At 65.0% G+C, this 25,158-nt stretch carries 30 protein-coding genes; 8 read left to right on the forward strand and 22 right to left on the reverse strand.

Going from position 1 to position 25,158, the window contains the following annotated elements; all coding sequences use genetic code 11:
* Positions 1-22: 22 nt before the first annotated feature.
* Complete coding sequence (locus tag CFB40_RS18390; protein WP_089431989.1) at positions 23-892, reverse strand: mechanosensitive ion channel family protein; 870 nt, start codon at positions 890-892, stop codon at positions 23-25.
* A gap of 342 nt (positions 893-1,234) precedes the next feature.
* Between CFB40_RS18390 and CFB40_RS18395 the strand changes: the two genes are divergently transcribed.
* Positions 1,235-2,599 carry a M23 family metallopeptidase gene (locus CFB40_RS18395; protein ID WP_089431990.1) on the forward strand — a complete coding sequence of 455 codons (1,365 nt, stop codon included), beginning with the start codon at positions 1,235-1,237 and terminating at the stop codon, positions 2,597-2,599.
* A gap of 60 nt (positions 2,600-2,659) precedes the next feature.
* Here CFB40_RS18395 and CFB40_RS18400 read toward each other — a convergent pair whose 3' ends face one another.
* The 3 genes from CFB40_RS18400 to CFB40_RS18410 all read right to left on the reverse strand — a co-directional run bounded on the left by CFB40_RS18400 (position 2,660) and on the right by CFB40_RS18410 (position 5,068).
* Positions 2,660-3,499 carry an AraC family transcriptional regulator gene (locus tag CFB40_RS18400; RefSeq protein WP_089428567.1) on the reverse strand — a complete coding sequence of 280 codons (840 nt, stop codon included), beginning with the start codon at positions 3,497-3,499 and terminating at the stop codon, positions 2,660-2,662.
* A 147-nt stretch (positions 3,500-3,646) separates the two neighbouring features.
* On the reverse strand, positions 3,647-4,543 hold the full coding sequence (locus CFB40_RS18405; protein ID WP_089431991.1) for a fucose-binding lectin II: 897 nt from the start codon (positions 4,541-4,543) through the stop codon (positions 3,647-3,649).
* 135 nt (positions 4,544-4,678) lie between these two features.
* The gene (locus CFB40_RS18410; RefSeq protein ID WP_043178912.1) at positions 4,679-5,068 is read right to left on the reverse strand and encodes a fucose-binding lectin II; all 390 of its coding nucleotides are present in this window, start codon (positions 5,066-5,068) and stop codon (positions 4,679-4,681) included.
* 962 nt (positions 5,069-6,030) lie between these two features.
* Between CFB40_RS18410 and leuA the strand changes: the two genes are divergently transcribed.
* Together leuA and CFB40_RS18425 are read left to right on the forward strand one after the other, a co-directional pair.
* On the forward strand, positions 6,031-7,740 hold the full coding sequence (gene leuA / locus CFB40_RS18415) for a 2-isopropylmalate synthase (protein ID WP_179255315.1): 1,710 nt from the start codon (positions 6,031-6,033) through the stop codon (positions 7,738-7,740).
* A 383-nt stretch (positions 7,741-8,123) separates the two neighbouring features.
* Complete coding sequence (locus CFB40_RS18425) at positions 8,124-8,528, forward strand: hypothetical protein (protein ID WP_011356516.1); 405 nt, start codon at positions 8,124-8,126, stop codon at positions 8,526-8,528.
* Positions 8,529-8,576: 48 nt separating this feature from the next.
* Here CFB40_RS18425 and CFB40_RS18430 read toward each other — a convergent pair whose 3' ends face one another.
* The gene (locus CFB40_RS18430) at positions 8,577-10,175 is read right to left on the reverse strand and encodes a hypothetical protein (protein ID WP_089431993.1); all 1,599 of its coding nucleotides are present in this window, start codon (positions 10,173-10,175) and stop codon (positions 8,577-8,579) included.
* A gap of 414 nt (positions 10,176-10,589) precedes the next feature.
* On the opposite strand from CFB40_RS18430, the gene CFB40_RS39125 reads away from it, so the two are divergent.
* Positions 10,590-10,781 (forward strand): hypothetical protein, encoded by a 192-nt coding sequence (locus tag CFB40_RS39125; protein ID WP_089428563.1) that lies wholly within the window; start codon positions 10,590-10,592, stop codon positions 10,779-10,781.
* A gap of 126 nt (positions 10,782-10,907) precedes the next feature.
* Here CFB40_RS39125 and CFB40_RS18440 read toward each other — a convergent pair whose 3' ends face one another.
* From CFB40_RS18440 to CFB40_RS39140, 6 genes are all read right to left on the reverse strand, one after another.
* Complete coding sequence (locus tag CFB40_RS18440; protein ID WP_179255289.1) at positions 10,908-11,294, reverse strand: antitoxin Xre/MbcA/ParS toxin-binding domain-containing protein; 387 nt, start codon at positions 11,292-11,294, stop codon at positions 10,908-10,910.
* 85 nt (positions 11,295-11,379) lie between these two features.
* Positions 11,380-11,700: a helix-turn-helix domain-containing protein gene (locus CFB40_RS18445; protein ID WP_089428561.1), complete on the reverse strand. Its 321-nt coding sequence runs from the start codon at positions 11,698-11,700 to the stop codon at positions 11,380-11,382.
* A gap of 95 nt (positions 11,701-11,795) precedes the next feature.
* A complete protein-coding gene (locus tag CFB40_RS18450; protein WP_089428560.1) occupies positions 11,796-12,116 on the reverse strand; it encodes an XRE family transcriptional regulator in 321 nt (106 codons plus the stop codon).
* Positions 12,113-12,448: a SymE family type I addiction module toxin gene (locus CFB40_RS39130; RefSeq protein ID WP_089428559.1), complete on the reverse strand. Its 336-nt coding sequence runs from the start codon at positions 12,446-12,448 to the stop codon at positions 12,113-12,115. The genes CFB40_RS18450 and CFB40_RS39130 overlap by 4 nt, the downstream gene beginning before the upstream one ends.
* 282 nt (positions 12,449-12,730) lie before the next feature.
* Positions 12,731-13,222: a hypothetical protein gene (locus tag CFB40_RS39135; RefSeq protein WP_256976837.1), complete on the reverse strand. Its 492-nt coding sequence runs from the start codon at positions 13,220-13,222 to the stop codon at positions 12,731-12,733.
* A 76-nt stretch (positions 13,223-13,298) separates the two neighbouring features.
* Positions 13,299-13,817 (reverse strand): ATP-binding protein, encoded by a 519-nt coding sequence (locus tag CFB40_RS39140; protein ID WP_254600294.1) that lies wholly within the window; start codon positions 13,815-13,817, stop codon positions 13,299-13,301.
* Between the two features lie 334 nt (positions 13,818-14,151).
* Between CFB40_RS39140 and CFB40_RS18465 the strand changes: the two genes are divergently transcribed.
* Together CFB40_RS18465 and CFB40_RS18470 are read left to right on the forward strand one after the other, a co-directional pair.
* On the forward strand, positions 14,152-14,820 hold the full coding sequence (locus CFB40_RS18465; RefSeq protein ID WP_089431995.1) for a MarC family protein: 669 nt from the start codon (positions 14,152-14,154) through the stop codon (positions 14,818-14,820).
* Positions 14,821-14,830: 10 nt separating this feature from the next.
* A complete protein-coding gene (locus CFB40_RS18470; RefSeq protein WP_089431996.1) occupies positions 14,831-15,082 on the forward strand; it encodes a type II toxin-antitoxin system VapB family antitoxin in 252 nt (83 codons plus the stop codon).
* 3 nt (positions 15,083-15,085) lie between these two features.
* Here the strand turns inward: CFB40_RS18470 and CFB40_RS18475 are convergent, their stop codons facing one another.
* The 3 genes from CFB40_RS18475 to CFB40_RS18485 form a co-directional block, all read right to left on the reverse strand.
* The gene (locus CFB40_RS18475; protein ID WP_373452694.1) at positions 15,086-15,568 is read right to left on the reverse strand and encodes a GlcG/HbpS family heme-binding protein; all 483 of its coding nucleotides are present in this window, start codon (positions 15,566-15,568) and stop codon (positions 15,086-15,088) included.
* 150 nt (positions 15,569-15,718) lie between these two features.
* A complete protein-coding gene (locus CFB40_RS18480; RefSeq protein WP_089433239.1) occupies positions 15,719-16,555 on the reverse strand; it encodes an ion transporter in 837 nt (278 codons plus the stop codon).
* An 87-nt stretch (positions 16,556-16,642) separates the two neighbouring features.
* Positions 16,643-17,242, reverse strand: a complete 600-nt coding sequence (locus tag CFB40_RS18485) for an NAD(P)H-dependent oxidoreductase (protein ID WP_089431998.1) — start codon at positions 17,240-17,242, stop codon at positions 16,643-16,645.
* On the opposite strand from CFB40_RS18485, the gene CFB40_RS18490 reads away from it, so the two are divergent.
* Complete coding sequence (locus CFB40_RS18490; protein ID WP_256976839.1) at positions 17,241-18,269, forward strand: LysR family transcriptional regulator; 1,029 nt, start codon at positions 17,241-17,243, stop codon at positions 18,267-18,269. The two genes, CFB40_RS18485 and CFB40_RS18490, sit on opposite strands and share 2 nt — an antisense overlap.
* Before the next feature lie 37 nt (positions 18,270-18,306).
* Here CFB40_RS18490 and CFB40_RS18495 read toward each other — a convergent pair whose 3' ends face one another.
* The 3 genes from CFB40_RS18495 to CFB40_RS18505 all read right to left on the reverse strand — a co-directional run bounded on the left by CFB40_RS18495 (position 18,307) and on the right by CFB40_RS18505 (position 21,498).
* Complete coding sequence (locus tag CFB40_RS18495) at positions 18,307-19,116, reverse strand: TlpA disulfide reductase family protein (protein ID WP_089432000.1); 810 nt, start codon at positions 19,114-19,116, stop codon at positions 18,307-18,309.
* Positions 19,117-19,677: 561 nt separating this feature from the next.
* Entirely contained in the window at positions 19,678-20,268 is a 591-nt protein-coding gene (locus CFB40_RS18500; RefSeq protein WP_089428551.1) for a DUF4410 domain-containing protein, read from the reverse strand.
* A gap of 222 nt (positions 20,269-20,490) precedes the next feature.
* Entirely contained in the window at positions 20,491-21,498 is a 1,008-nt protein-coding gene (locus CFB40_RS18505; protein WP_089428550.1) for a hypothetical protein, read from the reverse strand.
* A gap of 193 nt (positions 21,499-21,691) precedes the next feature.
* Here CFB40_RS18505 and CFB40_RS18510 point away from each other — a divergent pair, with 193 nt between their 5' ends.
* On the forward strand, positions 21,692-22,417 hold the full coding sequence (locus tag CFB40_RS18510; RefSeq protein ID WP_089432001.1) for a class I SAM-dependent methyltransferase: 726 nt from the start codon (positions 21,692-21,694) through the stop codon (positions 22,415-22,417).
* Between the two features lie 14 nt (positions 22,418-22,431).
* On the opposite strand, the gene CFB40_RS38695 is transcribed toward CFB40_RS18510, so the two are convergent.
* The 5 genes from CFB40_RS38695 to CFB40_RS18530 all read right to left on the reverse strand — a co-directional run bounded on the left by CFB40_RS38695 (position 22,432) and on the right by CFB40_RS18530 (position 25,154).
* Entirely contained in the window at positions 22,432-22,608 is a 177-nt protein-coding gene (locus CFB40_RS38695) for a hypothetical protein (protein ID WP_174975413.1), read from the reverse strand.
* 1 nt (position 22,609) lies between these two features.
* On the reverse strand, positions 22,610-22,873 hold the full coding sequence (locus tag CFB40_RS18515) for a helix-turn-helix domain-containing protein (RefSeq protein WP_089428548.1): 264 nt from the start codon (positions 22,871-22,873) through the stop codon (positions 22,610-22,612).
* A gap of 155 nt (positions 22,874-23,028) precedes the next feature.
* Positions 23,029-23,505 carry a GNAT family N-acetyltransferase gene (locus CFB40_RS18520; RefSeq protein ID WP_089432002.1) on the reverse strand — a complete coding sequence of 159 codons (477 nt, stop codon included), beginning with the start codon at positions 23,503-23,505 and terminating at the stop codon, positions 23,029-23,031.
* A gap of 283 nt (positions 23,506-23,788) precedes the next feature.
* The gene (locus tag CFB40_RS18525) at positions 23,789-24,790 is read right to left on the reverse strand and encodes a zinc-dependent alcohol dehydrogenase family protein (RefSeq protein ID WP_089432003.1); all 1,002 of its coding nucleotides are present in this window, start codon (positions 24,788-24,790) and stop codon (positions 23,789-23,791) included.
* A 61-nt stretch (positions 24,791-24,851) separates the two neighbouring features.
* Complete coding sequence (locus CFB40_RS18530; protein ID WP_089428545.1) at positions 24,852-25,154, reverse strand: ArsR/SmtB family transcription factor; 303 nt, start codon at positions 25,152-25,154, stop codon at positions 24,852-24,854.
* Positions 25,155-25,158: the final 4 nt, after the last annotated feature.

The raw sequence follows: 25,158 nt of genomic DNA on the forward strand, positions 1-25,158 counted from the left end.
GGTGCGTCGCGGCCTTCGCCGTTTACAGCGCGTGCGTTTGCGCGCGTTCGGCGCGACGCTCCGCGTCATGCACGATGTGCAGCTCGCGCGTGCGGATCGGCAGCGCGCAGTGCGCGTCGGCGAGTGCCTTGCGAGCCTGCCGCGCCAGACGCCAGCGCATGTCCCAGAACTTGTCGGTGTGCGTCCACACGCGAACGTTTGCGACGACCGTGCTGTCGTCGAAGCGCATCACCATCACGTTCGGCTCCGGATCCTGCAGCACGTCGGGGTCGGCGAGCGCCAGCTTGCGCAGCGCGTCGAGCGCGCGATCGATATCGTCATGCACCGACACTTCCACTTCGAGATCGAGGCGGCGCGTCGGGTTGCGCGTGTAGTTGCGGATCGAGCTGCCCCACAGCGCGCTGTTCGGCACGTATTCGCAGATGCCGTCCGGCTTCGTCAGACGCGTCATGAAGAGCCCGACCTCGTCGACGGTGCCCGCGACGCCCGTGCCGCCGTCGATATAGTCGCCCACCTTGAACGGCCGCAGCAGCAGAAGCATGATGCCGGCCGCGATGTTCTGCATCGTGCCCTGCAGCGCGAGCCCGATCGCGAGGCCGGCCGCGCCGAGCACTGCGACGATGCTCGCGGTTTCGATCCCGAGTTGCGACAGCGCGCCGACGATCGCGACGATGCGGATGCCCCACACGGCGACGTCGCAGAGGATCGGCCGCAGCGTGTCGTCGACGCGCTCCTTGTTCGAGAGCAGACGGTTCAGCCAGTTGCCGATGCGTTTCGACAGCCACCAGCCGGCGACGAGCAGCGCCAGGCCGGCGCACAACCTGAGAGAAAGAGTGGACAGCGCGTTCCACAGGAACGTCCAGCGTTCCGGATGTAGTTGATCGAGAAACATTAACGGGATTCCGGGTTGAAGAAACGATGCGTGACGCGTGGCGTGCCCGCCGTAATCGGGCAGGCTTGCGCTCACGCGCCGGGCAGCGTTCGACTGTACGCGGCACACAATGGTTCGCCCGAACGGGTGGGGTCGAATGCCGCATGGCCGTGCCGTCAGGCCGCGAAATCGAGGTTTCGTTTTTGTACTAAGAGGCTTTTACATCAAATGAGACTAGTCCTATTCAGCCGATTCGATCGCACCGATACACTCGTTTTCACGTTGCCGGGTCGCGACGATCGTTCCTCCGCGATACCCGGTTCTTTCCCGATTTTTTACTGACAGACAGCGAGTGACGACGTCATGCGGTTAGACCTGCGTTTCCGTCTCGCACGCGAACAAGGTCAACCCGCACAGCGCGGCGTTCAGGGTTTCCCGATGCGCCGCGCGCTGCTGCGCGGTGTCATCGCGGCGGCCTGTGTGGCCGGCGCACCGGGTGCGGTGGCAGATGCGTCGCACGACGCCGCGCCGTTTTCGCCCGTGACGGCCGACCTTGTCGACGTGCCCTTTTTCAATGCCGCGCGCACGACGTGGGGCGGCTTGCACGCATCGACGGCCGCGCCGCTCGACGTTGCCTACACGTCGCATGCGTCGACCGCGCCGACGGCCGGCGAACGCGACGACCCGGTGGCGCGCTTCGGTGCCTGCGTGGCTTACCGCGTGCTGTGCGACGCGGCGCGCGGCGCGGTCGAACGCGCGTACGCGTCGAGGTTCGATTACGGTCTTGCGTCGGCGTTGCCCGCGACGGGCGAGCCCGCCGCGTTCGAACGGCGCCCGGTCGATCTTGCCGGCGCCGAGCCGTTCATGTTCGAGCAAGCCGAACGCGGCGCGCGGGCCGGCGCGATCGTCGGCAGCCTGCAGGCGTCGCTGGCGCGCGCCGATCTGCCGGCCGGCGTTGCCGCGCAGATCACCCGCCTGCTCGCCGGTCGCATCGACCTGAAACAGCACGGTGCGCTGGGCGATACGTTCCGCGTCGCCTACGAACCGGACAGTGAGGCCAAACTGCCGGGCGGCGTGCGCGTGACGGCGCTCGAGCTTCGCTTGCACGGCCAGCACGTCGCGGCCGTGTGGTTTGCGCCCGATGCCGGCTCGCCGGGCGCCTATTACGACCTCGACGGCATGCCCCTTGCCGGCGCGCGGTTTGCGATGCCGGTCAGCGCAAACCGGATCAGCTCGCATTTCGGTACGCGCGTGCATCCGGTCACCGGCGCACGTCACGTGCATTCCGGCGTCGATCTCGCGGCGCCGGCCGGGCGTGCGGTTCATGCGTCGGAGCGCGGCGTCGTCTCGTTCATCGGCACCGAGCCGCGCGGCTACGGCAAGTACGTGGTGATTCGTCACGACGGCGGTTATGCGTCGTACTACGCGCACCTGTCGGCATTCGAGCCGACGCTGCGAACCGGCATGCGGGTTGCGCGCGGCCAGCGTGTCGGCGCGGTCGGCAGCACGGGGACGGCCACGGGGCCGCATCTGCACTTCGAGGTTCGGCGGCATGCCCGTCTCGTCGACCCGGTCGCGCTGGTGCAGGCGGGCAAGGCAGCGAAGCTGAAGGGCGAACGGCGCGTCGCGTTCAATCGCGTGGTGCTCGATGCACGCACGCGGCTGGCTTCGGCTGGGTGGTCGCAGCCGGTGGCGACGTCGGAGCCTGCCGGATCGCGGGCCGGTTGACGGTTGGCGCGGTGCCGCCGGCCGTGGCGAGCCACGCCGCGGCCGATCAAGGCAAACCGCTTACGCAGCAGGTTCGACAGGCAACCAGATTTCCAGCACGCCGGCGCCCGTCACCGGATCGTAGTCCGCGCTGTAGCGCTCGAACTCGGGCGCGTCGACCGCCTTGAACCCTGACGTCGGCAGCCAGCCGTTCCAGATGCTGTAGAACGTCTGGTGCAGCGTGGAGATATGCCCGACGTGTTCGAAGACCGCATACCGCTGCGGTTCGAGTTCGATCCAGCGAAAGGGTGCGGGCAACCGTTCGCGGCTCGTCACTTCCACGCCCGCGATGTATTCGAAACTGCCATCCGCATCGGGGTTGCAGCACACGCCGTAGGTCACGTCGTCGACCTGGCCTGGAAGGGTACCGATGTATGGGATGAACGCTTGCCACAGCGCCGGAATGCCTTCGTTGGTTTCGAAGGTGTAGCGGTCGCTCATGCCGGCGATCAGCCGCTTGCCGGTGGTTTCGAAGCGTGACGGTACGACGTCGATGATCTTCAGTTCTTTCATGCGAAGCGGCTCCACTAGAGACAACCCGTCAAGGGTGCGCCGTGCCCGCACGTCTTCGGGCGTGATGCCGAAGCAATCGCGGAAGGCGCGCGTGAACGCCTCATGGGAGCCATAACCAGCATCGAGCGCCACTTGCAGGATGTCCGGCGCGCCTTGCGCCAGCGTGCGTGCCGCACGCGTCAGCCGCCTCGCCCGCACATAGCGCATCACCGGCCAGCCGGTGTTCATCGAGAACAGGCGCGAGAAGCCGAAGCGCGACATGTCGCAATTGGCGGAGATCCTGTCGAGCGTCAGTTCGCGGTCCAGTTTGGTTTCGATAAACCAGAGTGCTTGTCCTACCGGATTCATGGCTTTCCAATGAGCGTGTCGGGCGGACTATATGGTATCGGCGGCGGGGGCGTTTGATCGTTCTTGCGGGGCGGGGGCAGGCAGGGGCGTCCACGCGGATCGCCACGCCGGGCGGCGTGGCGATGAGGGGTTGCAGCGTGACACCGCTTAGCCGAGCGGCCAGTTCAGGAACACGATGCCGTCGTTGTAGTCGTCGTCGGTGCCGTCTTCCGAGCCGACGATCCCGAAGTACGACTTCTTGAAAATGTCGACCTGCCGCGAGCCGAGCCGCGACGGCTTGCCGTTCGCCATCACGATCACGCGCACACGCCCCTTGCCGGAGTCGAGCACCTTGGTGCCGAGGTTCTGGTCCTGCACGCCGGCGCCCTTGAACGTGGCGGCCGGTTTAGGGTTGTCGTCGATGTAGATGTCGATCGTCTGGTCGTTCGCCGCATTGGTGAGCGCGGTGACACCGAACTTGATGTTCGGCGGCAGGTTGAACGTGCCGTCGCGCTCGCCGCTGCCGCCGATCGTGCCGCTACCCGTGCTACCCGTGCTACCCGTGCTACCCGTGCTACCCGTGCTACCCGTGCTACCCGTGCTACCCGAGTCGCCCGGATTGCCGCCCGCGCCGGTTTCGCCGCTTCCGCTGCCCGACGACGACGATTGCGCGGCCGTGTCGCCGATCGCGGACAGGCTCGCGTACGAATCGATGTGCATCGCGCTGCCGCGCACGCTTTTCCACTGGCCCTTCACGAACGTGACGCCGGTGCCGACGTCGATCGTCGCGACGAGCGTGAACGGCATGCGCCCGGTGGCTTCGGGCACTTTCGACGAATAGGTGAAGCAGCCGTCCGCGACGACGCCCTTGTTGGTCGCGATCGCGAAATAGATGCCGGGGAAGTTGTTGCCGGTCGCGTACGGCGTCGGCACGTTGAGGATGACCTGCAGTTTCCCGTCTCGAATTTCTGCCTTGGCGATGTCGATGTACAGGCCCGGGATGTCGACGTAGGTTTCCGACGTCGCCACGGGGGCGCTGACGATCGAAGCCGAAAGGAGGGGCATGGATGTCTCCGTTTGGTAGGGCGGGTTTCGATGCAAAAGGGGGCGCCGCCGCTGAAGGCGGCGCGCAACCGCCGGCCGGCCCGGAGACGGCCGGCGGGGGTGAGGCGTCAGGTGCGTCGTCAGACGCGCGTCAGGTCAGCCGATCGGCCACTGGAGCACGACGATGCCGTCGTTGTAGTCGCTGTCGTGGCCGTCTTCCGACACGACGATCCCGAAGTTGACCGTGTACGGCGAGCCGTCCGATTTCTTGCCGTTGATCGGCGCGAGGCGCGCGTCGGTGGCCGACGGCTTGCCGTTCACCGACACTTCGAAGCGGATCTTGCCGTTGCCGGAATTCAGCGTCGCTTCGCGCGTGCCGTCGCGCGTCGTCAGCTTGTGATACGCGGCGGGTTCCTTGCTGTCGCCGATAAACAGCTTGATGTGCTGTTGCTCGGCGGCATTCGCGAAGAAAATCGCGCGGAAATCGGTATTCGGCGGAATCGAAAACTCGCCGGCGCGATTGGATGACGTTTGAGAATCGGCCATGCTTTCCTCCTGAGGAATGATGGATAAGGCTTCCAGCTGTGTCGCGCAAACGTTTGCCGTTTGAAATGCGACGTACCGAGCATGCCGAAAAATAAATAAAAAAATATTCGCCGGGGAATGGCCATTGTTCAGTAAATCGAAAATGGCGGTTAATCGATTTAATGAAATGCGTTTAATTGAAGGTATTTCGATATATTCGAGAAACTATATCGGCGGGCGTATCGATTTTCTGAACGATGCGCGGTTGCGCGGGCGGGGCGGGCTGGGGGAGGCGGGGGCAATCGGGCTTCGGCTCGGACGCTCGGCGTTCGCATATGGCAGCGTTGGTTTCAACATCAGCATCTCGGTCGTGGCCGCGCCCACCGGCCACCACCGAACGCCCACACCGAAACCCGATTGTTTGCAACAGGAGGGGGTGCGGCAACCGGCGAAGTACGTAGACCAACTCACTCCGAACGTGAACAGGGGCCTCACCGGCGCCGCACCCATGAAGCATAGCGATGGGGCGGCGCGCCGCCTATCGGACAGGACTGATTCTGAGCCATCAAATTCCGCGCCATGTGCGCCCAGCCCGTTGACAGCCCCCATCCCCCTGTGATTTGATTTCGGCCATGCAAGCTGCCCAGCCCCTCTTCTCGCTACGACTACTAGCCCGTTTCTCCGGGCTGGGTCTGCGGCTGCGCGCTTTCCATCTGCTTCTTTCCTGAAGCGCCAGATTTCCCCCGCATCACCGACCTGGCCCCGGTTGTCGACCGGCGCCTGAGTTCGTCCTTCTTCCGAATCGCTCCGCTCCGTCCCGGTCGCTCAACCGCCAAGGCTGTCGCTCGCCGTACCGCTTTGCCGTTGTGCCGTTTGCTTGCCGCTTTCACCCGTTTTCACCGCTGTGCGCGCAGCCTGCCACCCTGACGGATGGCCAGCGCGCCGCGGGTTCCCGACCCACCGACCGAGGACCGAACATCATGATGCTGAAGAACCCCGCGACGAAGTACCGACCGTTCACGCCCGTCAACCTGCCGAACCGGATGTGGCCGACGCGCACGATCACGCAGGCGCCGATCTGGATGAGCACCGACCTGCGCGACGGCAACCAGTCGCTGTTCGAGCCGATGGACGCCGCGCGCAAGATGCGGATGTTCAAGATGCTGGTCGCGATCGGCTTCAAGGAGATCGAGGTTGCGTTCCCGTCGGCGTCCGAGACCGATTTCAATTTCGTGCGCGAGCTGATCGAAGGCGGCCACATTCCCGACGACGTGACGATCGAGGTGCTCACGCAGGCGCGCGACGACCTGATCGAGCGCACGTTCGACTCGCTGCGCGGCGCGAAGCGCGCGATCGTGCACCTGTACAACGCGACCGCGCCGGAATTCCGCAAGATCGTGTTCGGCCTCGACCGCGACGGCGTGAAGACGCTCGCGGCGAACGCCGCCCGCACGATCAAGCGCTTCGCCGACGCCGCGACCGACACGCATTTCACGCTGCAATACAGCCCGGAAACCTTCACGGCGACCGAGCTCGATTTCGCGAAGGAAGTCTGCGACGCCGTGTTCGACGTGTGGCAGCCGACGCCGGAGCACAAGGCGATCGTGAACCTGCCGGCCACCGTCGAAGTCGGCACGCCGAACTTCTACGCGGACCAGATCGAATGGATGCACCGCAACCTCGCGCGCCGTGACGCGCTGATCGTGTCCGTGCATCCGCACAACGACCGCGGCACCGCGGTCGCGGCGGCCGAACTCGCGGTGATGGCCGGCGCGGACCGGATCGAGGGCTGCCTGTTCGGCAACGGCGAGCGCACCGGTAACGTCGATCTCGTCACGCTCGCGCTGAACCTGTACTCGCAGGGCGTCGATCCGGGCCTCGATTTCTCGCAGATCAACGAAGTCGCGCGCACGGCCGAGGAATGCACGCAGCTGCCGATCCACCCGCGCCATCCGTACGTCGGCGACCTGGTGTTCACCGCGTTCTCCGGCTCGCACCAGGACGCGATCAAGAAGGGCTTTGCGGTGCAGCGCCCCGATGCCGTATGGGAAATGCCGTACCTGCCGATCGATCCGAGCGACGTCGGCCGCACGTACGACTCGATCATTCGCGTGAACAGCCAGTCGGGCAAGGGCGGTATCGCGTACCTGCTCGAGCAGAGCTACGGCGTCGCGCTGCCGCGCCGCTTGCAGGTCGACTTCAGCGCGGCCGTGCAGCGCCTGACCGACGACAGCGGGCTCGAAGTGACGAGCGCGCAGATCTGGTCGCTGTTCCAGCAGGAATACGTGGAAGGCGACGCGCCGCTGCGTTATGTCGGCCATGAGCTGACCGAGCGCGACGGCCGCGAGACGATCGTGCTGACCGCCGACGTGCACGGCGAGCGCCGCGTGCTGCGGGGTGAAGGCAACGGCCCGCTCGATGCGCTGATGCATGCGTTGCGCACGCCGCTGCGGATCCAGCACTACGAGGAGCGTGCGTTGTCGCAAGGCGCCGATGCGAAGGCGATCGCGATCGCGGAACTGGCCGGCACGGGCGTGCGCGGCAGCGCGTTCGGCGTCGGCATCGACGCGAACCTGACGACCGCGTCGATCCGCGCGGTGATCAGCGGCATCAACCGCGCGTATGCGCGCGCGGACGACGCGGTGCAGGCGACGTTTTTTGCTGCGCAGCCCGCGGTGAAGGCTGTCGCGTAAGCGGGGGCACGGTGGCCGCGCCGGGGGTGACCGGCGCGGCTGCATCGTCGTGCGTGCGGTTGCTGCCGCACGATCCTGAGAGCGCGGCACGTAGTTCCGCTTTCATGAAATCCACCCACGCGCGGGTCTTCGCGTCGAGATGCTTGCGCGACGGATACTCCGAAACCTCTTCCGCCCGGTAATGGAATCACGATGCGGTTCGCGATGGCGGGGTGTACGGCAACGGCGTTCGTGCTGAAGGGAAGGGGACAGCATGATGGGGACGGATGTCCCATATTGACGCCTGACATACCTGACAGGCGATGACTTCTCGCAATGGGCGTATCGTGCATGCGGCGCGCGCGAGGCTGTTCTCCCGCGCCTATCACCATGAGGAGTGCGGCATGTCGAAGGATGATTCCCTGCGGGGACAGATCAAGGAGCAGGCCCAGGCAGCGGATCGCCACAATCTGGCGCGGCCGGCTGCGAACGGCGCGCTGTGGGCGCGCGGCCTCACGACGCAACGGGTCGCCGACCTGTTCCGGACCCTGCAGGGGTTGCCGGGGCACTGGATGCAACTGCAGAACGAGGTCAACGCCGGGAATCGCTATTTTTACGGCGTGCAGAACGGCAGCGTGACGACCGACGAAGGGAAGGCGCTGATCCGCTGGATCGCCCAGGCGGTCGTGAGCGCCGCCGGAGAGGCGCAGTTCGACTTCCCGTTGCAGCAACTGCGTTTCACCGCCGACATGGGCTGGCTGAAGCTCCAGCGTGTGCAAGGGCGTGTGATGGTGTTTTCGCAGCCGTAGGATGTCCGTCGGCCGCAAATCGGCAACGCCAGCGCCCGTGCTCGCCTATCAGCCGACGAGACCCCGCAGATCCGCGGCCAGCTCGTCGAGCACGGGCTGCCAATCGGCAAAATTCCGCTGGCGATAAAGCGCCGCACTCGGATAGAACGGGCTGTCACGCCGGTCGTGCTGCCAGATCCAATGCGGGTTCGCATCGAGCAGCACCCAAGTGGGCTGACCGAGCGCGCCGCTCAGGTGCGCGACCGACGTGCAGACGGTGATCACCAGGTCGAGCGCACCGACGAACGCGGCGGTGTCGTCGAGCGTCTTCCATTCGCGCGTCATGTCGGTCACGTCGAACCCGGCCGCTTTCGCGGCTTCGACGTCATGCTGCGCGCCCGGTTGCAGCGAATAGAACGCGACGTCCTTCTGCACGCCGGCAAACGCATCGGCGTAACGCTCGAGCCCGACGCGGCGGAAGCGGTTGCGTTGATGGTTGAGGCTGCCTGTCCACGCAAGGCCGACCTCCAGCCGCTTCTCGCCGGACAACGCGTGGCGCCATGCGTCGGTAGCGCCGGCGTCAGCATGGAGGTACGGCACGGACGTGAAGAGGGTGTCCGCGTCGAGGCCGAGCATCCACGGAATGCTCATCAGCGGCAGTTCGTAGTCGAAGTGGAGCAGGTGCTCGACGCGGGTGCGGGTATCGAACACGTCGGCGTGATCGCCGAGGCTGCGCTCGACCAGCGCGCCCATCTGCGGAAACACGTTCCACACGAGCCGGCCGCCTTCGCGATGCACGCGCTCCGCGAGCAGCGGCACGTAGCGACTGAACTGCAGCACGTCGCCGATGCCTTGTTCGCCCCACACGAGCAGCGTCTTTCCGGCAAGCGATTCGCCGCACCAGCGCGGCCGAGCAAACGCGGGCAGCGTGCCGCGCAGTTCCCCCGCACCGTGCCAGCGCGCCTCGTAGTCGGCCCATCCCGATGCGAAGTCGCCACGCGCGAGCCGTAACAGCGACAGGTTGTGGCGGTGCGTCAGGTCGTCCGGATCGAGCGCGCACGCGTGCTGCACGTACTGCTCGGCGTCGCTCCACCGTTGTGCTTCCTTGAGCACCGCTGCCGCGTTGTTGGCCGCGAGCGCGCTGTCGGGCGCAAGCGTCACGGCACGGGTGGCCGCGCGCAGCGCGCCGTCCAGGTCGAAGCGGTTGAGGCGCGTAATGACCGCGTTGGTCCACGCCTGCGCGTGGTTCGGATCGTCGTCGAGCGCACCTTCGATGAATGCATGTTCCAGGTCGGGGTCGTCGCCCGACAGTCGAATCGCGAGCGCGAGATTGTTCTTCAGCGACGGCCACGTGGGGGCGAGCGCGAGCGTCCTGCGATACGGAACGATCGCTTCCGCGTGCCGCCCGGCGATCTGAAGTGCATAGCCGCAATTGAACGCCGCCGCCGGCGACGCGGGATGCTGCTGCCAGTGCATGACCGCGAGCTCGGCAGCGCGCGCGAGATCGCCGCGCTCGATCAGCGTTTGCGTGGCGGCGGCGACGGATTCGTCGAGCATGCCGGGCGCGGCCTTCGCTTCGATCGGAGCGGTTTGCGTCGGATCGGCGAAATCGAGCGGAAGTCGGGGGATGTCGGCAAGCGTGGGCATGTCGTGCGGGGTGATCTGCATGTGAGTTCTCTCCGGGAAGCCGTTCGCGCGTCGGGGGGCGATCGGCTGCATCGTGAATCGGGGAGGGCTGGCCATACTTCGCGATTCGAAGCATGGCGCCGGATGGCGTCGCGGGCTGTCGTTCCGGTCGTGGCGGAAGGCTCGGTGCCGTGATGCACTCCACTTTATGCAGGTACCGTCGGCAATTGAATCGGACAAGTCCTAAACGGATTCATTTAGTAGTCTGATTGGTACGTAACTCGTACGAAAGTCGCCGGGAAGCCCGTTGGACGCGTGCGCGTAGGCCGAGTCTGATTCAGGCGTATCGCGGGGGCGATGTAAGACCCGTCTGATGGAGATCGATGTCGTCTGCGTTTTTAATGCGAGACATTCAGGGCCGGACGGTCGGCCTCGACTCGATCGAGAGGACAGACGATGTTCGATGTTGCGACGAAGAACCTGCGCGAAGCCGACGGGCGCATCCGCATGAACACGGACGACCTGTCCGCGCGCACGATCGACGCGGCGAAGAACGTGCTGCGACAGCAGCTCGAAGCGCAGGCGGATCAGCGGGCGATGGCTGCGCTGGTCGAGAAGCTGGCGGCGCAGGCGACGATTCAGCAGTAAGTTGGTGGTGTGTGAAGGGCTGCCTGGTGTGTCTGGCGACGTCCGTCAGACAGGATGGCAGCCCGCCTTTCGTTCACGTGGAATTCCCCGCTCGGTCTGTTCGAGCAGATGTGAGTCTGACGCGGGTTATGCGCAGACTCCGTGAATGGCTCGTATCAGAAGCGTCCGTATGCGGTCGTGACCCTGATCCGGATCCAAACATTCAAGCGGTTTCTGCCCGGCAAGCTCAGTGTGTGGCAACTCTATCCATTGGGCGGCCAGCACTTCGCATTCGAACAATTCGACCGCGAGCTGGAAGGTGTCACGCAGGCTGGCGAGACGATCAGATTCCGTGGGCAACACGCGCGCTGCGCGCGCAAGCTCGCGGAGGATCGATTGGTTCGGGAGGGTGAGCGTTGCAGAATCAGCCTGGTCCGATTGGTTGTAACGATCGTTCACGTTAAATTGAATACGCGTGGTATCGGAGGGGCTTCGGCGGCGACCGTTGGGCCCGGTCGCAGTCATGCTATCCATTGATGGCGCTACTCCTAACGCTGCCCTATGCGAGCGCCGAGGATATTCCGGTACTAAACACTTCCTTTCCAGGACGGGGTCTTGGTCACGCTGCGACAGTGATAGCAGCCGAACACGAGCGGCTTGCAGGCTGCACCACGATTTCCACATGCTGGCCCAGCGACACCAGCGCTTGCATCAGCCGCTCCAGAGAAATGTTCCGGAGTTGGTAGCGACGTACTTGGGACACCTTCGGTTGCGTCATGCTGATGATGGATGTCGTCTCGATTTGAGTCAGGCCGCGCGAGTCGATCAGTTCGTTGAGCTTGAGGGCGAGTGCGGCCTTGGCCGTCAGTGCCTGGGCATCATCGAAATCCAGGTCGACAAGCACGTTGTCGGTGCACTGAGGACATTCGTCGCGATTCATCACTGACCTATCCAAAGAGTGTGGTGCCGAAACTGTTATGGCGGCGGCCGGAACCGGCCACCGCACACACTACTTTCCGTCTACTTCACCAACCGTCAGACCGAAACCGTGATACCCACCGGCCCCGATTCCGTCGCGGGCCGCACCACGATTTCCACATGCTGGCCGAGCGATGCGAGCGTCACCATCAGCGTTTCCAGCGAAACGTTTCGAAGCCTGTCGCGCTGCTCGGGGGTGACCACCGGCCGGGTCATCTCGGCCAGCGCAGCAGCCTCTTCCTCACTCAGGCCGCGGGACGCGATCAGCGCATTGAGCTTCAGCACGAGCGTGGACTTAGCCGCCAGTTCTCCGACGTCGTAGAAGTCGAAATCGGCCGGCACGCCGTCGGTGTATTGGTTCGGGGCGTCGTGATTCATTGTGCTTCTCCTGCCATCACCGATTCCAGTTGCTGCCCCGTCGCGGGATCGCCATCGGGGCGTTCGTGCGTTACGCGACAATCGCTGCCCGCATCGTCGATCGGGGTAATCACCAGCCGCTTGTGCGATACCTCGATCTGCAAGCGTTGCTCCGGATCGAAACCCGCCGCTTCGATCCACCGGCCGGACAATTTCGTCCACAGATACATGACAGGCGGCGCCATGTCGGTCAGCCTGACGTGCGGAACGAGCCGGCCAGATTGAGAGGACGATTGCGGGGAGAAAAAACAATCGCGGAAATACGTCGGTGCGTTATGATTCGCGCCAGCCATGGTCAACTCCTTTGAAGTTGGTTGTGGTCAGCGGCCCGCAGGTGTTGTTGTCACCTGCGGGCCGCGCTCGTTTACACAGTGGATTTCGTTCGCCATTCCGTTACATGATTGGCATGTCGAAGTGAATGAACCTTCCACGCGAGAACGTGTAACCACTCTACCGAGATTGACTGCTGGCTGATATCGGTCTTGTACGGTTTTATCGACATGGGCCGTTCGGCCGATGTCTTGCGCGCTTGAAGTCCAACGATTCCGGGGCAGTTGCGCTGGCGAACCGCTTCGTCACCTCATCGCCGATATGTCAGAAAACGTGTCAGCCGACTGTTGCGACTCGCCAGCCGCACGTCGCACGAGGATCTCTTTCGCGTCGTGCCGATATCGCTCGAACTCACGCGCGAACGCCGCGGCGTCGCCCGCCAGCGCCAACGCTTCCATCGATGCGCGCAGACCGGAGATCTCATGCTCGCCGATCGTCGCGAAAGCGCCGCGCATGCTGTGAATCTCCGCTCGGGCAGCCTTCAAGTCACCGTCCTGGAGCGCCCGTGCGATTGCGCCATTCGACCGGTACGCGGTGTCGGGAAGCACCTTGTGCAGATCATGAGGCAGCGGCCCATACCGGCGCGATGGCGGTGAGGAATGCGGCGCCTGTGATGGACCCGTGTGCTTCGTGATCGCCAGCTCCAGGGACTTCAACGACGTCGGTTTCGCGACAATCTCGTCGATCCCCGCTTCCCGCGCGAAACGCAATACATCCGGCTCGGCATGGGCCGTCACCGCGAGAATCGGCCGCGCTCACGCAACACCCGCGTAAACGCATAGCCGTCGAGCCCCGGCATGTTGAGGTCGGTCATCACGAGCGCATAGTCATGTCGATCGACGAGGTCGAGCGCCGCCGCGACGCTGACGCGACGTCGGCCGGATAGCCTAGGACGTCGAGCTGGTCGTGAGTCAGCGGACGGTTCACCGGGTTGGCGTCGACGAACATCACGCGGGCATTGGGGGCATCCGCGTTCACATCGGCGCACGCGGCGCCCGGACGGTGACCGAGCGGCAGCGTAATGACGAAAGTCGAGCCGACGCCCGACACGCTGTCCACCACGATGTTGCCGCCCATCGATTCGACGAGCTTGTGGCTCAGCGCCAGCCCGATGCCGGTGCCGCCGAATCGTCGCGCGATCGACCTGTCGGCTTGCGCGAAGGGTTCGAATATGTGCGCGAGCTGGTCGGGTGTCGTCCCGATTCCCGAATTGCTGACGCGGATCGTCACCGGCGTCGCATCGACCGCCGATGCCGACGCGGAAAGCGCGACCGTCGCTGCGCCGGGGTACGTCGGTGCCGCTACGTTGCTGCCGACACGTGGTGCGTTCACTCCACGCGCCGCGACGATTCGTGGAATTTTCTAATTTCTTGGGCGGCTGCTCGTCACGACTGGCCGCCGCTTTTTTGATTGGTGTTCTTCGGCGTGCGCCCGAAATGCAGTGCGACCCTTCGCGCCATTCGCATGAGGGAATCGCATCGAACATCGTCCCGCAAAATCAGACCTGACTGATTTCCCGCTCACCGCGCTTCATCGACAATCGGGGTTCTGCGGGTCGGCGCGCCCCCCGCGCGCGCCGGACTTTGAGGCGTGTCCTCCTGGCGGCCGGTCATTTCGACCGGTCGCCTTTTTTATTTCCAGTCCGTTACCGAGGAGCACGATCGCGATGCCGGTCGACCGCCTGATCTCTGAAATCTTGTTCGGCTTCACCGGCCTGATCGGCATCATCAATCCGTTCGGCATGGCGTTCGTGTTTCTCGAGCGCACGCAATCGCTGACGGAGGCCGAGCGCGCGACGCTGTCGAAACAGCTCGCGACGAACGTGTTCTTCACGCTGCTCGTGATCTTTTTCATCGGTGCGCCGGTGCTGAATTTCTTCGGGATTTCGATGGAAGCGCTGCGGATCGGCGGCGGCTTCGCGGTGGCCGTGGCCGGCTGGTCGATGCTCAACGCGCCCGACGTGCCGGGCGGCGACAGCGCCGTGCATGGCGACGATCTGCCGAAGCTGATGGCGCGTGCATTCTTCCCGCTCACGGTGCCGCTGACGATCGGCCCCGGCTCGATCGCGGCCGGCATCGCGCTGCATGCGAACCGGGCTCGTACGGCCGTTGACTATCTGACCTCCGGCGTGGTGTCGGTTGCAGTCGCGGCGCTCGTCGCGTTCGCGATCTGGCAGATCTACAGCCGCGCGACGACGCTCGCGCGCTATCTCGGCAGCGAGGGGACGAAAGTGGCGATGCGGGTGTCGGCGTTCCTGCTGCTGTGCGTGGGTGTGCAGATCATGCTGACGGGGCTGGCGGCGTTCGCGCAGACGCTGGGCGAGCAGGCGGGGTGAGGGGCAGGCCATGCGGCTCACGGTGACGATCGACGACGATCTCTTTGCGAAGGCCGTGCAGATGACCGGACCAGGGGGGAACGAAGCGGACTTGTTGCGGGAGGTCATCAACACGCTGGTGCGTACCCAGGCCGCCAGACGTCTGGCGGCGCTGGGCGGCACATGGTCCGGCATGGCAGACATTCCACGGCGGCGCCCGGAACCGGAGTCGTCACGCCGTAACGTTACCTTGTCGGTTCGACTTGCCGGGATCCGGGCATAGCCGTTACAGCAATTTCGCCTGAACGCGTGCGATCCCCTGCTGCGCACAGGCTTCATCGAGATGCCCGCCCGGCGCACCGCCCACCCCCACCGCGCCGATCACTTCTTCGCCTGCCTTGATCGGCACGCCGCCGCCCAGCACCAGGAAGCCGTCGATGGCCGTCATCTGCGCGGCGGCCGGGTTCTTCTGCAGGTTCGCGGCGAGCGTGCCGGTCGGTGTCTTCGTCGACAGCGCCGTGTAGGCCTTGCGTTGCGACGCATCCACCGTATGCAGGCCGGCATGGTCGGCACGCAGCATCGCGCGTGCGATGCCGCTGCGGTCGACGACGGTGACGGCCACGTTGTAGCCGCTGGCCGAGCAGGCCTGGATGGTCTGCTGTGCGATTTCGGTCGCGAGGGTCAGTGAAAGATTCTTTTCCTGAAGGACTTGTGCGGAAGCGGCGGTGGTCAGCGTAGCGGCGGCGAGCGTCGCCAGGGTCGATCGAATGATCATGTGAACTCCTTATCGAAATGGCTGGAAGACGAGCGGCGTATCCAAGATGCGCATCGCGTGTCGTGATGGCCGGCGATGCAGCGACCGAACCGCTCGATGAACCCAGTTTCGAACAAGAGGAGGTGAAGCTGAATAGGACGGGGCCTATTTTGGATGCGGCGTATCGCTCGCACCGCGCTCCGGCAGCGCGACGCCGCAATGCGGGCAGCACGGTTCATCGCCCGTGGCCCGCCGTGCGTTGGCACGCGTGCGCTCCAGCGCCGACGCCACCAGCTCCGCGCCCATGATCCCGGTCGGAAACGCGATGATCCCGTAGCCGAGCAGGATCGCGCACGACGTGATGAGCCGGCCGAGCGGCGTATGCGGCGTCAGGTCGCCGTAGCCGGTCGTGCTCATCGTCACGGCCGCCCAGTACACGCCCACCGGAATGCTCGTGATGCCGTTCTCGGGCCCTTCGACGAGAAAGATCACGGTGCCGAGAATCACCGTCAGCACGAACATCCCGCCGATGAACACGAAGATCTTGCGCCGCGCGCGGGTCAGCGCCCGCATCAGCATCTGCCCTTCCTCGAGGTAGATCGACAGCCCGAGGATGCGGAACACGCGCAGCAGCCGGAGCAGCCGCACGTCGATCAGCGCATGCAGGCCGGGGAAGAAGAACGCGAGATAGGTGGGCAGGATCGACACGAGATCGACGATGCCGAAGAAGCTGCGCGCATAGTGCAGCGGCTTGGGTGCGGATAGCAGCCGCACCACGTATTCGACCGTGAACAGCAGCGTGAATGCCCATTCGGCCGCATAGAGTGCGTGGCCGTACCGTTCGTGCAGGTCGTGCACGCTGTCGGCCATCACGACGAGCACGCTCGCGACGATCAGTGCGAGCACCACGATGTCGAGGTTGCGGAGGAACGCGGGGCGCCGGGTGCAACGCGCGACGGTGTCGCGCAGCGCGTCGAAGGTGGACTGGAGTGCGGAAATCATGCGCCGGAGTTTACGGATCGCATCCGGCACGGCCAATCGGACGAGTCTGATTTCGGCGTCGCACGTTCCGCCGCGCGCGATCCGGCCTTACGCGTGCAGCGCATCCATCTGCCGGCGTGCATTCGCCAGCCCGGCCTCGACGCCGTGCGGCTTCATGTCGAGCCCTTCGGCATAGACGAATTCCACGTCCGAGATACCCATCAGGCCGAGCACGGCACGCAGGTAAGGCGTGACCGCATCCGTGTCCTGGCCGACGTGCACGCCGCCGCGGGAGCTGAACACGATCGCGCTGATGCCTTCGACGAGTCCCACCGGATAGGTCTCCGTGTACCGGAACGTCACGCGTGCCCGCGCGACGAGGTCGAACCAGTTCTTCAACTGGGTCGGCACGTTGAGGTTGTACATCGGCGCGCCGATCAGCAGCAGGTCGCTGCCCTTGAGCTCGGCAATCAGCTCGTCGGACAGCACGATCGCGCGTTGCGCGCGCTCGCTCGGATGGGCCGCGCCGCGCAGCGCGTGAAACAGCTCGCTGTCGAGCATCGGCAGGTCGGCGTCGACGAGATGGCGCACGATCACGTCGTCGGCATGGCCGTTGGCCTGGCGCTCGGCCAGGAACGTGTCGATCAGCGCACCGGTTTGCGACTGGCTGCCGTTGATGCTCGATTTAAGGACGAGGATGCGTGCCATGCGGGGGCTCCGTTGCGAAGGTGAGGACTGGAATCGATCCTATCAGCCACCTTTTATCTCCAAAAGCGATAAGATCGACGCATTGTGTAGCATATTTATCCCCAATCGCATGCGAAACAACCTGAAGGGCATCGATGTGTTCGTCGCCGCGGCGGAAGCGAGCAGCTTTGCGGCAGCCGCGGAGAGGCTGCACATCACGCGGTCCGCGGTCGGCAAGAGCATCGCGCGCCTCGAGGAGCGGCTCGGCGTCGTGCTGTTTCAGCGGACGACGCGCAGCCAGAGCCTGACCGACGAAGGCGCGTTGTTCTACGACCATTGCCTGCGCGCGATGGAGCAGATCCAGGCGGGCGAAGCGCTGCTGGAAACCGGCAAATGGCAGATGAAGGGGCGCCTGCGCGTGTCGATGCCGACGCTCTTCGGTCATCTGTGTGTGGCGCCGATCCTGATCGAACTGGCGAAGGCGCATCCGGAGCTCGATCTCGACCTGTCGTTCAGCGATCGTTCCGTCGACCTGGTCGAAGAGCGTTTCGACCTGGCGGTTCGCGTCGGCACGTTGCCGAACAGCAGCGAGCTGGTGGCGCGTCCGCTCGGCGAGCACCGGATGGCGTTCTGTGCATCGCCGGCGTACCTGAGCCGCTGCGGCGAACCCACGACCTATGAAGCGCTCGAACGGCACAAGGCGCTGGCCTACACGCGTTTCGGCCAGGTGCATCGCTGGCGCGTCATCGTCGACGGTCAGCTCGCGGAATTGCAGCCCGCCGTTCGTTTGCTGTCCGACGACTTGAGCGCGCTGATGGATGCGGCCATTGCGGATCTGGGCGTCGCGTGGTTGCCGTACTGGCTGGTGCGTGATGCGTTGCGCAGCGGCAGGTTGCGGGAGCTGCTGCCCGATCGGCCGGGCGTGATCTTTCCGATTCACGCAGTGTGGCCCTACACGCTGCATCTTCCGCTGAAAGTCCGGGCCGCCGTCGATGCGCTGCTGGAACATCTGCCGGCGCGGTTGGCCGCGGTCGAGGCGCGGATGTGACGAAGCAGTTGCCGCGGTTCTTTGGACGAGACGCGCGTTACTGCCCGAAGCGGTCCGCCGCGGCATCCTTCAGCCGCGCGGCGGTGATCTCTCCCATGTGCGATTCGACGAGGTTGCCTTTCGCGTCGAAGAAGAGCGTCGTCGGCAGCCCGCGCGAACCGTAGGCTTTCATCGCGTGCAGCGTGCGATCGAGCAGCACGTGATCGAACCGCAGCCCTTTCTGTTCGAGGAACGCGCGCACCGCCTGCGCGTCTTCGCCCTGGTTGACCATCAGCACCGTCATCCCCGGATGCTCCTGCTGCGCTTGCGCGAGGATCGGCATTTCGCGCTGGCAGGGCGGGCACCATGTCGCCCACAGGTTCACGACGACGGGCTTGCCCGCGAAGCGTTGCACCGGCACCGGCGTGGCATCGAGCGCTTCGAGCTGCAACGCGGCAAGCGGCGGCGCGCCGTGCTGCAACGTGGCGAACGTGCCCTGCGCGATGCCCCATGCGGCCACGCCCGCGAGCATGCCGGCCATCACCGGGCGACGCAGCGCGGTCAGGCGGCGCAGGCGCCAGCCCGCGAACACGATTCCCGCCGCGAGGCCGATGCGCCAGTCGAAGCCGCCGTCGCCGAGCGCGATGATCGAGCGCGGCGCGGCGGTGTATTCGTGCCACCACTGCGCGACGTAGCCGATGCGTGCGGCGAGCAGGCCGAACAGCAACGCATCGAGGATCAGGCTCGATGCGGTCTTGTGATGTCCGTCCGGCGGGCGACGCTGGATGAAACGGGCGACGAGCCACGCGAGCAGCGCGGCGACGGCTACCGCGACGACGCGGATCGAGAAGGGACCAATGCTCAGCATGAAAGGGCGGGACGTGATCGAGCGGGGCTGGAGAGGGGATTGTCCGCCATGGCGATGAAGCCGTCGACGGTCGTGCGGCGATTCGACAGGTCGCCGCGTATGGGGGTTCCCATCGAGAACGTAATGGCGCGTTGCGGATTCGATGGAGGCGGCAGGCTCAGGACGCCGTGATTTTCGCGCAGTCAGGTTGCAAATCAGACCGGTCTGATGGTCAGCGGAATCGCGTTCATCAACAATACGCAGGCCGGTCCGGAGTGGTGTCCGCCGGCATCCCGAACAGGGATCTCTCCTTGACGGCCGCTCTCCCCCGGGCGGCCGATTTTTTATTGTCATGCATGCGGGCGCGAATGCCTGGTGGCGGCCGGTGGGCGCGGCCGCAATCCGACTCCTGTCGGCTGATCAAACGGAATAGGACCACTGCCACATGCGAGCACCGGGCATTCACTCGCGCATTGCATGATGGTCGGTTCGCGACCGGCGAAACGATTCGTTGGCGGTGGCATGTGATTCACCGCCGTCGCCCGACGGGCTGCGCATCCGCGCTCCGTCGGGCGTCGGGTCTTACAGCTTCTTCGATGCTGCCGGTGCCGTGTCGGCCTGCGTGGCCGCGGTCGCCGGATCGAGCGTCGCGAGCGTCTTCTCGGTGAATTTCTCGTACAGCCAGTCCATGCGCATGCTGTCGATGCCGGCGATACCGCCGAGCGCATACGATGCCGACACCTTGAAGCGATCGAGAGGATGGTTGTCGGCATCGGTGAGCGTCACGGTCCCGTCGACATGATCGTTGCCGGCCATGAAGCCGAACATGACGGCCGAGAAACTCGAGCGCGTGCGAATGCCGGTGACTTCCACGTTAAGGTGCATCGCATCGGTCGAGCCGGCCGTCGCCAGCAGCTTGCGTGCGGCCAGCGCACTTTCGATTTTCCCTTTCAGGTTCTCGGGGCTGAATTTCAGGTTGTCTTTCAGCGCTTCCTGGGCAGCGTTGTCGAGCGTGACTTGCACGATCACGGGCTTCGAGCCGAATTTGGGCGTCGATGCCGTTGCGATGGCCCCCGCCTGATCGCTGGCGTCGCGTGTCACGCTGCTCGCGCAGCCCGACAGGAAGCCGATCGTTACCAGTGCCAGTGCGGCATGACGGAATACAGATTTCATGATTTGGTCTTTTTTAGTTCGGGTTATTTGAGGTGGCTCTGTGGCCGGGCGGGAATTTAACACCGGACGATTCGATTCAAAAGGTCGAAAAGATCGAAAATCGATTCGGCACGGCTTCATCGCCGCGTTTGGCATGCATGAAAGAGCCGGCGACTGCGCGGCGAAAGATTTCTCACACCCGTGATCGGGTCTTGCCGTCGCGGCGCGGGTCGCCGCGGTCACTCATTGCCCCGTGCCGGACACCGCGTCGCCGAGCCGATATGCCGTGAAGAACTCATACCAAGGTGACCCTTCCCCGACCGGCACGTTGAGCGCCGTCGTCCGCCGCTTCAACGCGCCGAACACGTCGTTGATCCGCGCCGTCTGCCCTGCATCGTTGAACGGATAAGGCCGCGCCCGGCCGGCTGCGAACGCGCCATAGGCGATCGCGAGCAGCCGCGCGCTGTCGTCGGTCGACGCGATCGAGCCGTTGATCATTGCCGCGAAGCGCGGCCGGTCTTCTGCGCGTGATCCGGACAGGCACAGGAACACGATCGCCGACAGTTCGTGCAGATCCTTCACGCGTAGCAGGCCCGGCAGCCGCGCGACGACCTTCTCGACCGGCTCGTCGCGCAGCGCATCGCTGAAGTCGAGCACGGCGGTCATCGGATTCGTGTCCGCTTGCAGGCGATCGAGCGGCGGCGGTGCGGCCGACGCGCTCGCCCCGTCCGGCGACGCTGCCGAAGCGGCCCGCAACGCATCAGCCACCTGCTGCGTCCATTCCGGAAAGATCATCCGCACGTTGCCGAATTGCTCGCCGCCTTCCGCGGCCGGATTCCATCGATACACGATCGTGCCGCCGCGAATGAACGGCGAATACAGGTGCTCGGGCGTTTGCGGCAGCGGCCGCCGGTTGATCGGCAGCCACGCGAGCGTCAGCCAGTCGTAGCGGCCGGTGGCGGGCACGGAAGGGCTCGAACTCGCGACGACCTGCCACGTGCCGCGATTCGCATAGCGGCGCCGCGCGTCGGGTACCGGGACGGTCTGGCCTTTCGCGGTGTCGAAGTAGCTCGTGCCGGTCACGTTCGTGCCGCTGTCCGCGGCCGGCGTGACGGTGGCGATGACCCACGACGCACCGTCCGCCCCACGGTAGTCGGACGGCTTGAGCGTCGCGACGTCGTGCACCATGCGCGTTTCCGCCGCGACGGGGCTCGGGGGGAGATTGGCGGGCGCGGCCAGGATGCTCGGCATGGGATGTCCTCGGAATCGGGTGCGCATCGTCGGGCGGCGGCGACGTGCAACGGCGCAGATTGTTTTATGTCACTGTAGAACGTCGCAGCCGGAAACGGAATCCGGTTGCGCGGCGCACCCCGCCGACGCGTTCCGCCGCTTCGGCTTACCATGCGCATCCTGAGCCAACGACGCACACCGGGCGGGAGCGCACATGACCGACACGACAGCCATCACCGAACACTGGACGCAGGTCGCCGACCAATGGATCGACTGGGCCGGCAAGCCGGGGCACGACGCGTTCTGGAAATACCGTGCGGGGCTCGCGGCCTATATTGGCCGCGATACCGGCCGCGCGCTGGAGATCGGCTGCGGCGAAGGCCGCGTGAGCCGCGAGCTGAAGGCGCTCGGCTACGACGTGACGGCGACCGACGTGGTGCCCGCGATGCTCGACGCCGCGCGTCACGCGGATTCCGCGCATCGCTACAAGCTGGCCGACGCGGCGTCGCTGCCGTTCGACGCGGCCTGCTTCGATCTCGTGATGGCGTACAACGTGCTGATGGATCTCGATGACATGCAGCGCGCGTTGAACGAAGCGCGCCGCGTGCTGAAGCCGGGCGGGACGCTGTTCATCTCGCTCGTGCATCCGTTCCGCGATCGTGGCGGCTTCGCGGGGCCGCAACCGGATGCGCCGTTCGTGCTGAAGGGCAGCTATTTCGGGCGGGAGCATTTCGATGGCGTGGAAACGCGCGACGGGCTGTCGATGCACTTCGCCGGCTGGTCGCTGCCGCTGCAGGCGTACATGGAGGCGCTGGAAGCGGCCGGGTTCGCGATCGTGTCGCTGCGCGAGCCGCCGCCCGACCACGCCGATACGGATCAGTTGAAGCAGTGGGCGCGCGTGCCGCTGTTTCTGTGGATGAAGGCGCGGCCGATCGTGTGAATTTCGCCGGGCTCTCAATTCCCCTTGTCGGGATCTGCCAGCAATTCCGAGCGACCGATGACCTGTCTCGCGGTATCGGCCCGATCCGCGTCCGAGAATCCGGCAGCTTCGATGTAGCGCAACGCATAGTCGTGCGCCTGGCGATAGAGGTGAGCGACGCGCTTGCCTTTGACAGAGACGTGAAGGCGCATGTCACGCATCTCCCATCGTGCGCTGCTCGGCCAGCACGTCGTCGAGCGTGCGCGCGTGTCCGCACGTCACCGCCCGCAGGTCATAGCCGGCGGCCTCAAGGAGACGAACGAGCGCGGATACGCTCATGTCGCCTCGCGCAAGCGTTTCCATGCGAGCGAGTGTGGTACGTGCGACGCCGGCGCACTCGGCCAGCTCTTTCTGTGAAAGCCCCGCTGAGTGGCGAGCATGTTTCAGCATCTCTCCAACGTCGGCCAATGTCGTCATCTGTAGCCCCATGGATACAAAAAATGATCATAAGGGTAATGTTGTGTCCCTTGGGCTACCAAATTACCGAGACGGCCGTTCCGAGGAGGGACCACGGCATGCAATCAAGTGAGGCGACTCAGGAGAGGGCATTGGTTCGCGTTTCGCCGCTCCGCTCAGCGCGACAGCTCCTTCCGATAGAGCACGGCCCCCGGCTTTGCCGCAACGGTGTCGTAGAGCCGCATCGCCGTGTGGTTCGTCTCGTGCGTCTGCCAGTACACGCGCTCGGCGCGATGCGCACGCGCGGCGTCGTACACGGCTTCGATCAGCGCACGGCCGACACCCTTGCCGCGTTCGCTGTCGAGCGTGAACAGGTCCTGCAGGTAGCAGGTCGGCCCGATATGCGTCGTGCTGCGGTGGTACAGGAAATGCACGAGTCCGACGAGCCGGCCGGCGCGCTCGGCGACGAGCGCATGCACCGGTTCGTAGCCGTCGAAGAAGCGCGACCACGTGAGCTGCGTGATGCGCAGCGGCAGGGCCTTATCGTCGAAGCGGCCGTAGAAACGGTTATAGCCGTCCCACAGCGGCAGCCACTGGTCGTAGTCGTGTTCCGTGACCGCGCGTACGGTCAGTCCGGTGTCGTTGGCGTTCATATTGGCGGACCTGTCGAGGAGAAGAGGGCGCGCCGCCGATTCGGCAGGCGCGTCGCAGGTCTCCACGATAGGAAGTTCGCGGCCCCATGGGTAGGCCCATGACGACGGCATTTCATGGTGCCACAGGCCGCATCATGCTCACGAGGTCGACTGTCCGTCAGAACCTGCTGCGATCCCGCCGGCTGTGCTTCGGGCTGTCAGGTTCGGCCCCCGCGCAACCCCGATGCTCGCGGCGCACGGCGAATCACGCACAGCTTGCTCCGGCCCACATGCGAGAAAAAGATCACGCCGCTCGAGTACCGGCAACACGTTCGGGATACGCCGACGGCGCGACCGCAATCGCGATCTTTCCTCGAACCCCGTTGTTGGGACGCTCCAGCAGGGCATGCGCGAGCGGAACGTCGGCGAGGGAATAGACGGCGCCAACGTGTGGCCGCAGCTGTCCGCGTTCGATCAACGCGCTCAACTCATCCAGCTTGCCGCGGTTTTGTCGCGTGAAGACGAAGTGATAACTCGCGTTCTTGCCCCACGCCTGAATGACGTTTTGTGGCTGGGCGATGTCCACGATCGTGACGACGCGACCAAGCTGGGCGAGCGCATCGGGGCTGCGCGACAGGGTGTTGCCGCCGATGGTGTCGAACACGACATCGACGCCGCGGCCGCCGGTGTCCCGCATGACTGCGTCGACGTAATCGTCCTGTTCGTAGTCGATGACCACATCGGCCCCCAGGCTGCGGGCGAACTCGACGTTTGCTTCGCGCACGGTCGTGAACACCCTTGCGCCGATGGCCTTGGCGAGCTGGATCGCCACATGGCCGACGCCTCCTGCGCCGCCGTGTACCAGAATGCTTTCCCCGACACGTAGCGCCGCACGCACGACCAGTGCTTCCCAAACCGTTCCGCCCACCAGGGTCAGGCTGCCCGCCTCGAGATGGCTCAACGACGGCGGCTTCTTCCCGACGATGCTGTCGGCCGCCACGTGGTACTCGGCGTAACTGCCTGGCCCGTCGAAGATTTGCGGGGTGTACCAGACTTCGTCCCCCGGCGAGAAGGCCTTCACACCGGGCCCGACGGCTTCGACCACGCCCGATACGTCGTGTCCGGTAATGGCCGGAAGGGGTACCAGGTCCGGATAGTCTCCCCGTCGAACCTGGTAATCCAATGGATTGATGGAGGTGGCATGGACGCGAACCAGGACTTGTCCGGCGTGCGGCACCGGCTTGGGTACGTCACGTAGCTCGAACGATTCCGGGCCGCCAAATGACTTGAGCAACAGCGCTTTCATTGCACATCCTCGTTTCGGTAAATAGGGATATCGAGAATTGTCGATATTATGGGGCAAAAAATTACAGGTCTTTCCCGATGGCCTTGGCCAGCGCACTGATGGCTGCTTCGTTACGCTTGTAGTAGGTCCACTGGCCGATGCGCCTGACTTCCACCAGGCCGGCTCGTTGCAGCGTCGCAAGATAATCGGACACCGTCGACTGCGACAGCCCGACACCTTCCTGAATACTGCTGACGCAGACGCCCACCGTATGAACGTCCCCTTCATCCTGCGGCGGGAAGTTCTTCACGGGGTCCTTCAAACCCTGCAGGATTTCAAGGCGAGTCCGGTTCGAGAGGGCTTTGAAGATGTCGAGCAATTCCATGGGC

It is taken from the genome of Burkholderia sp. AU31652 (assembly GCF_002223155.1).
Lineage (GTDB): Bacteria > Pseudomonadota > Gammaproteobacteria > Burkholderiales > Burkholderiaceae > Burkholderia.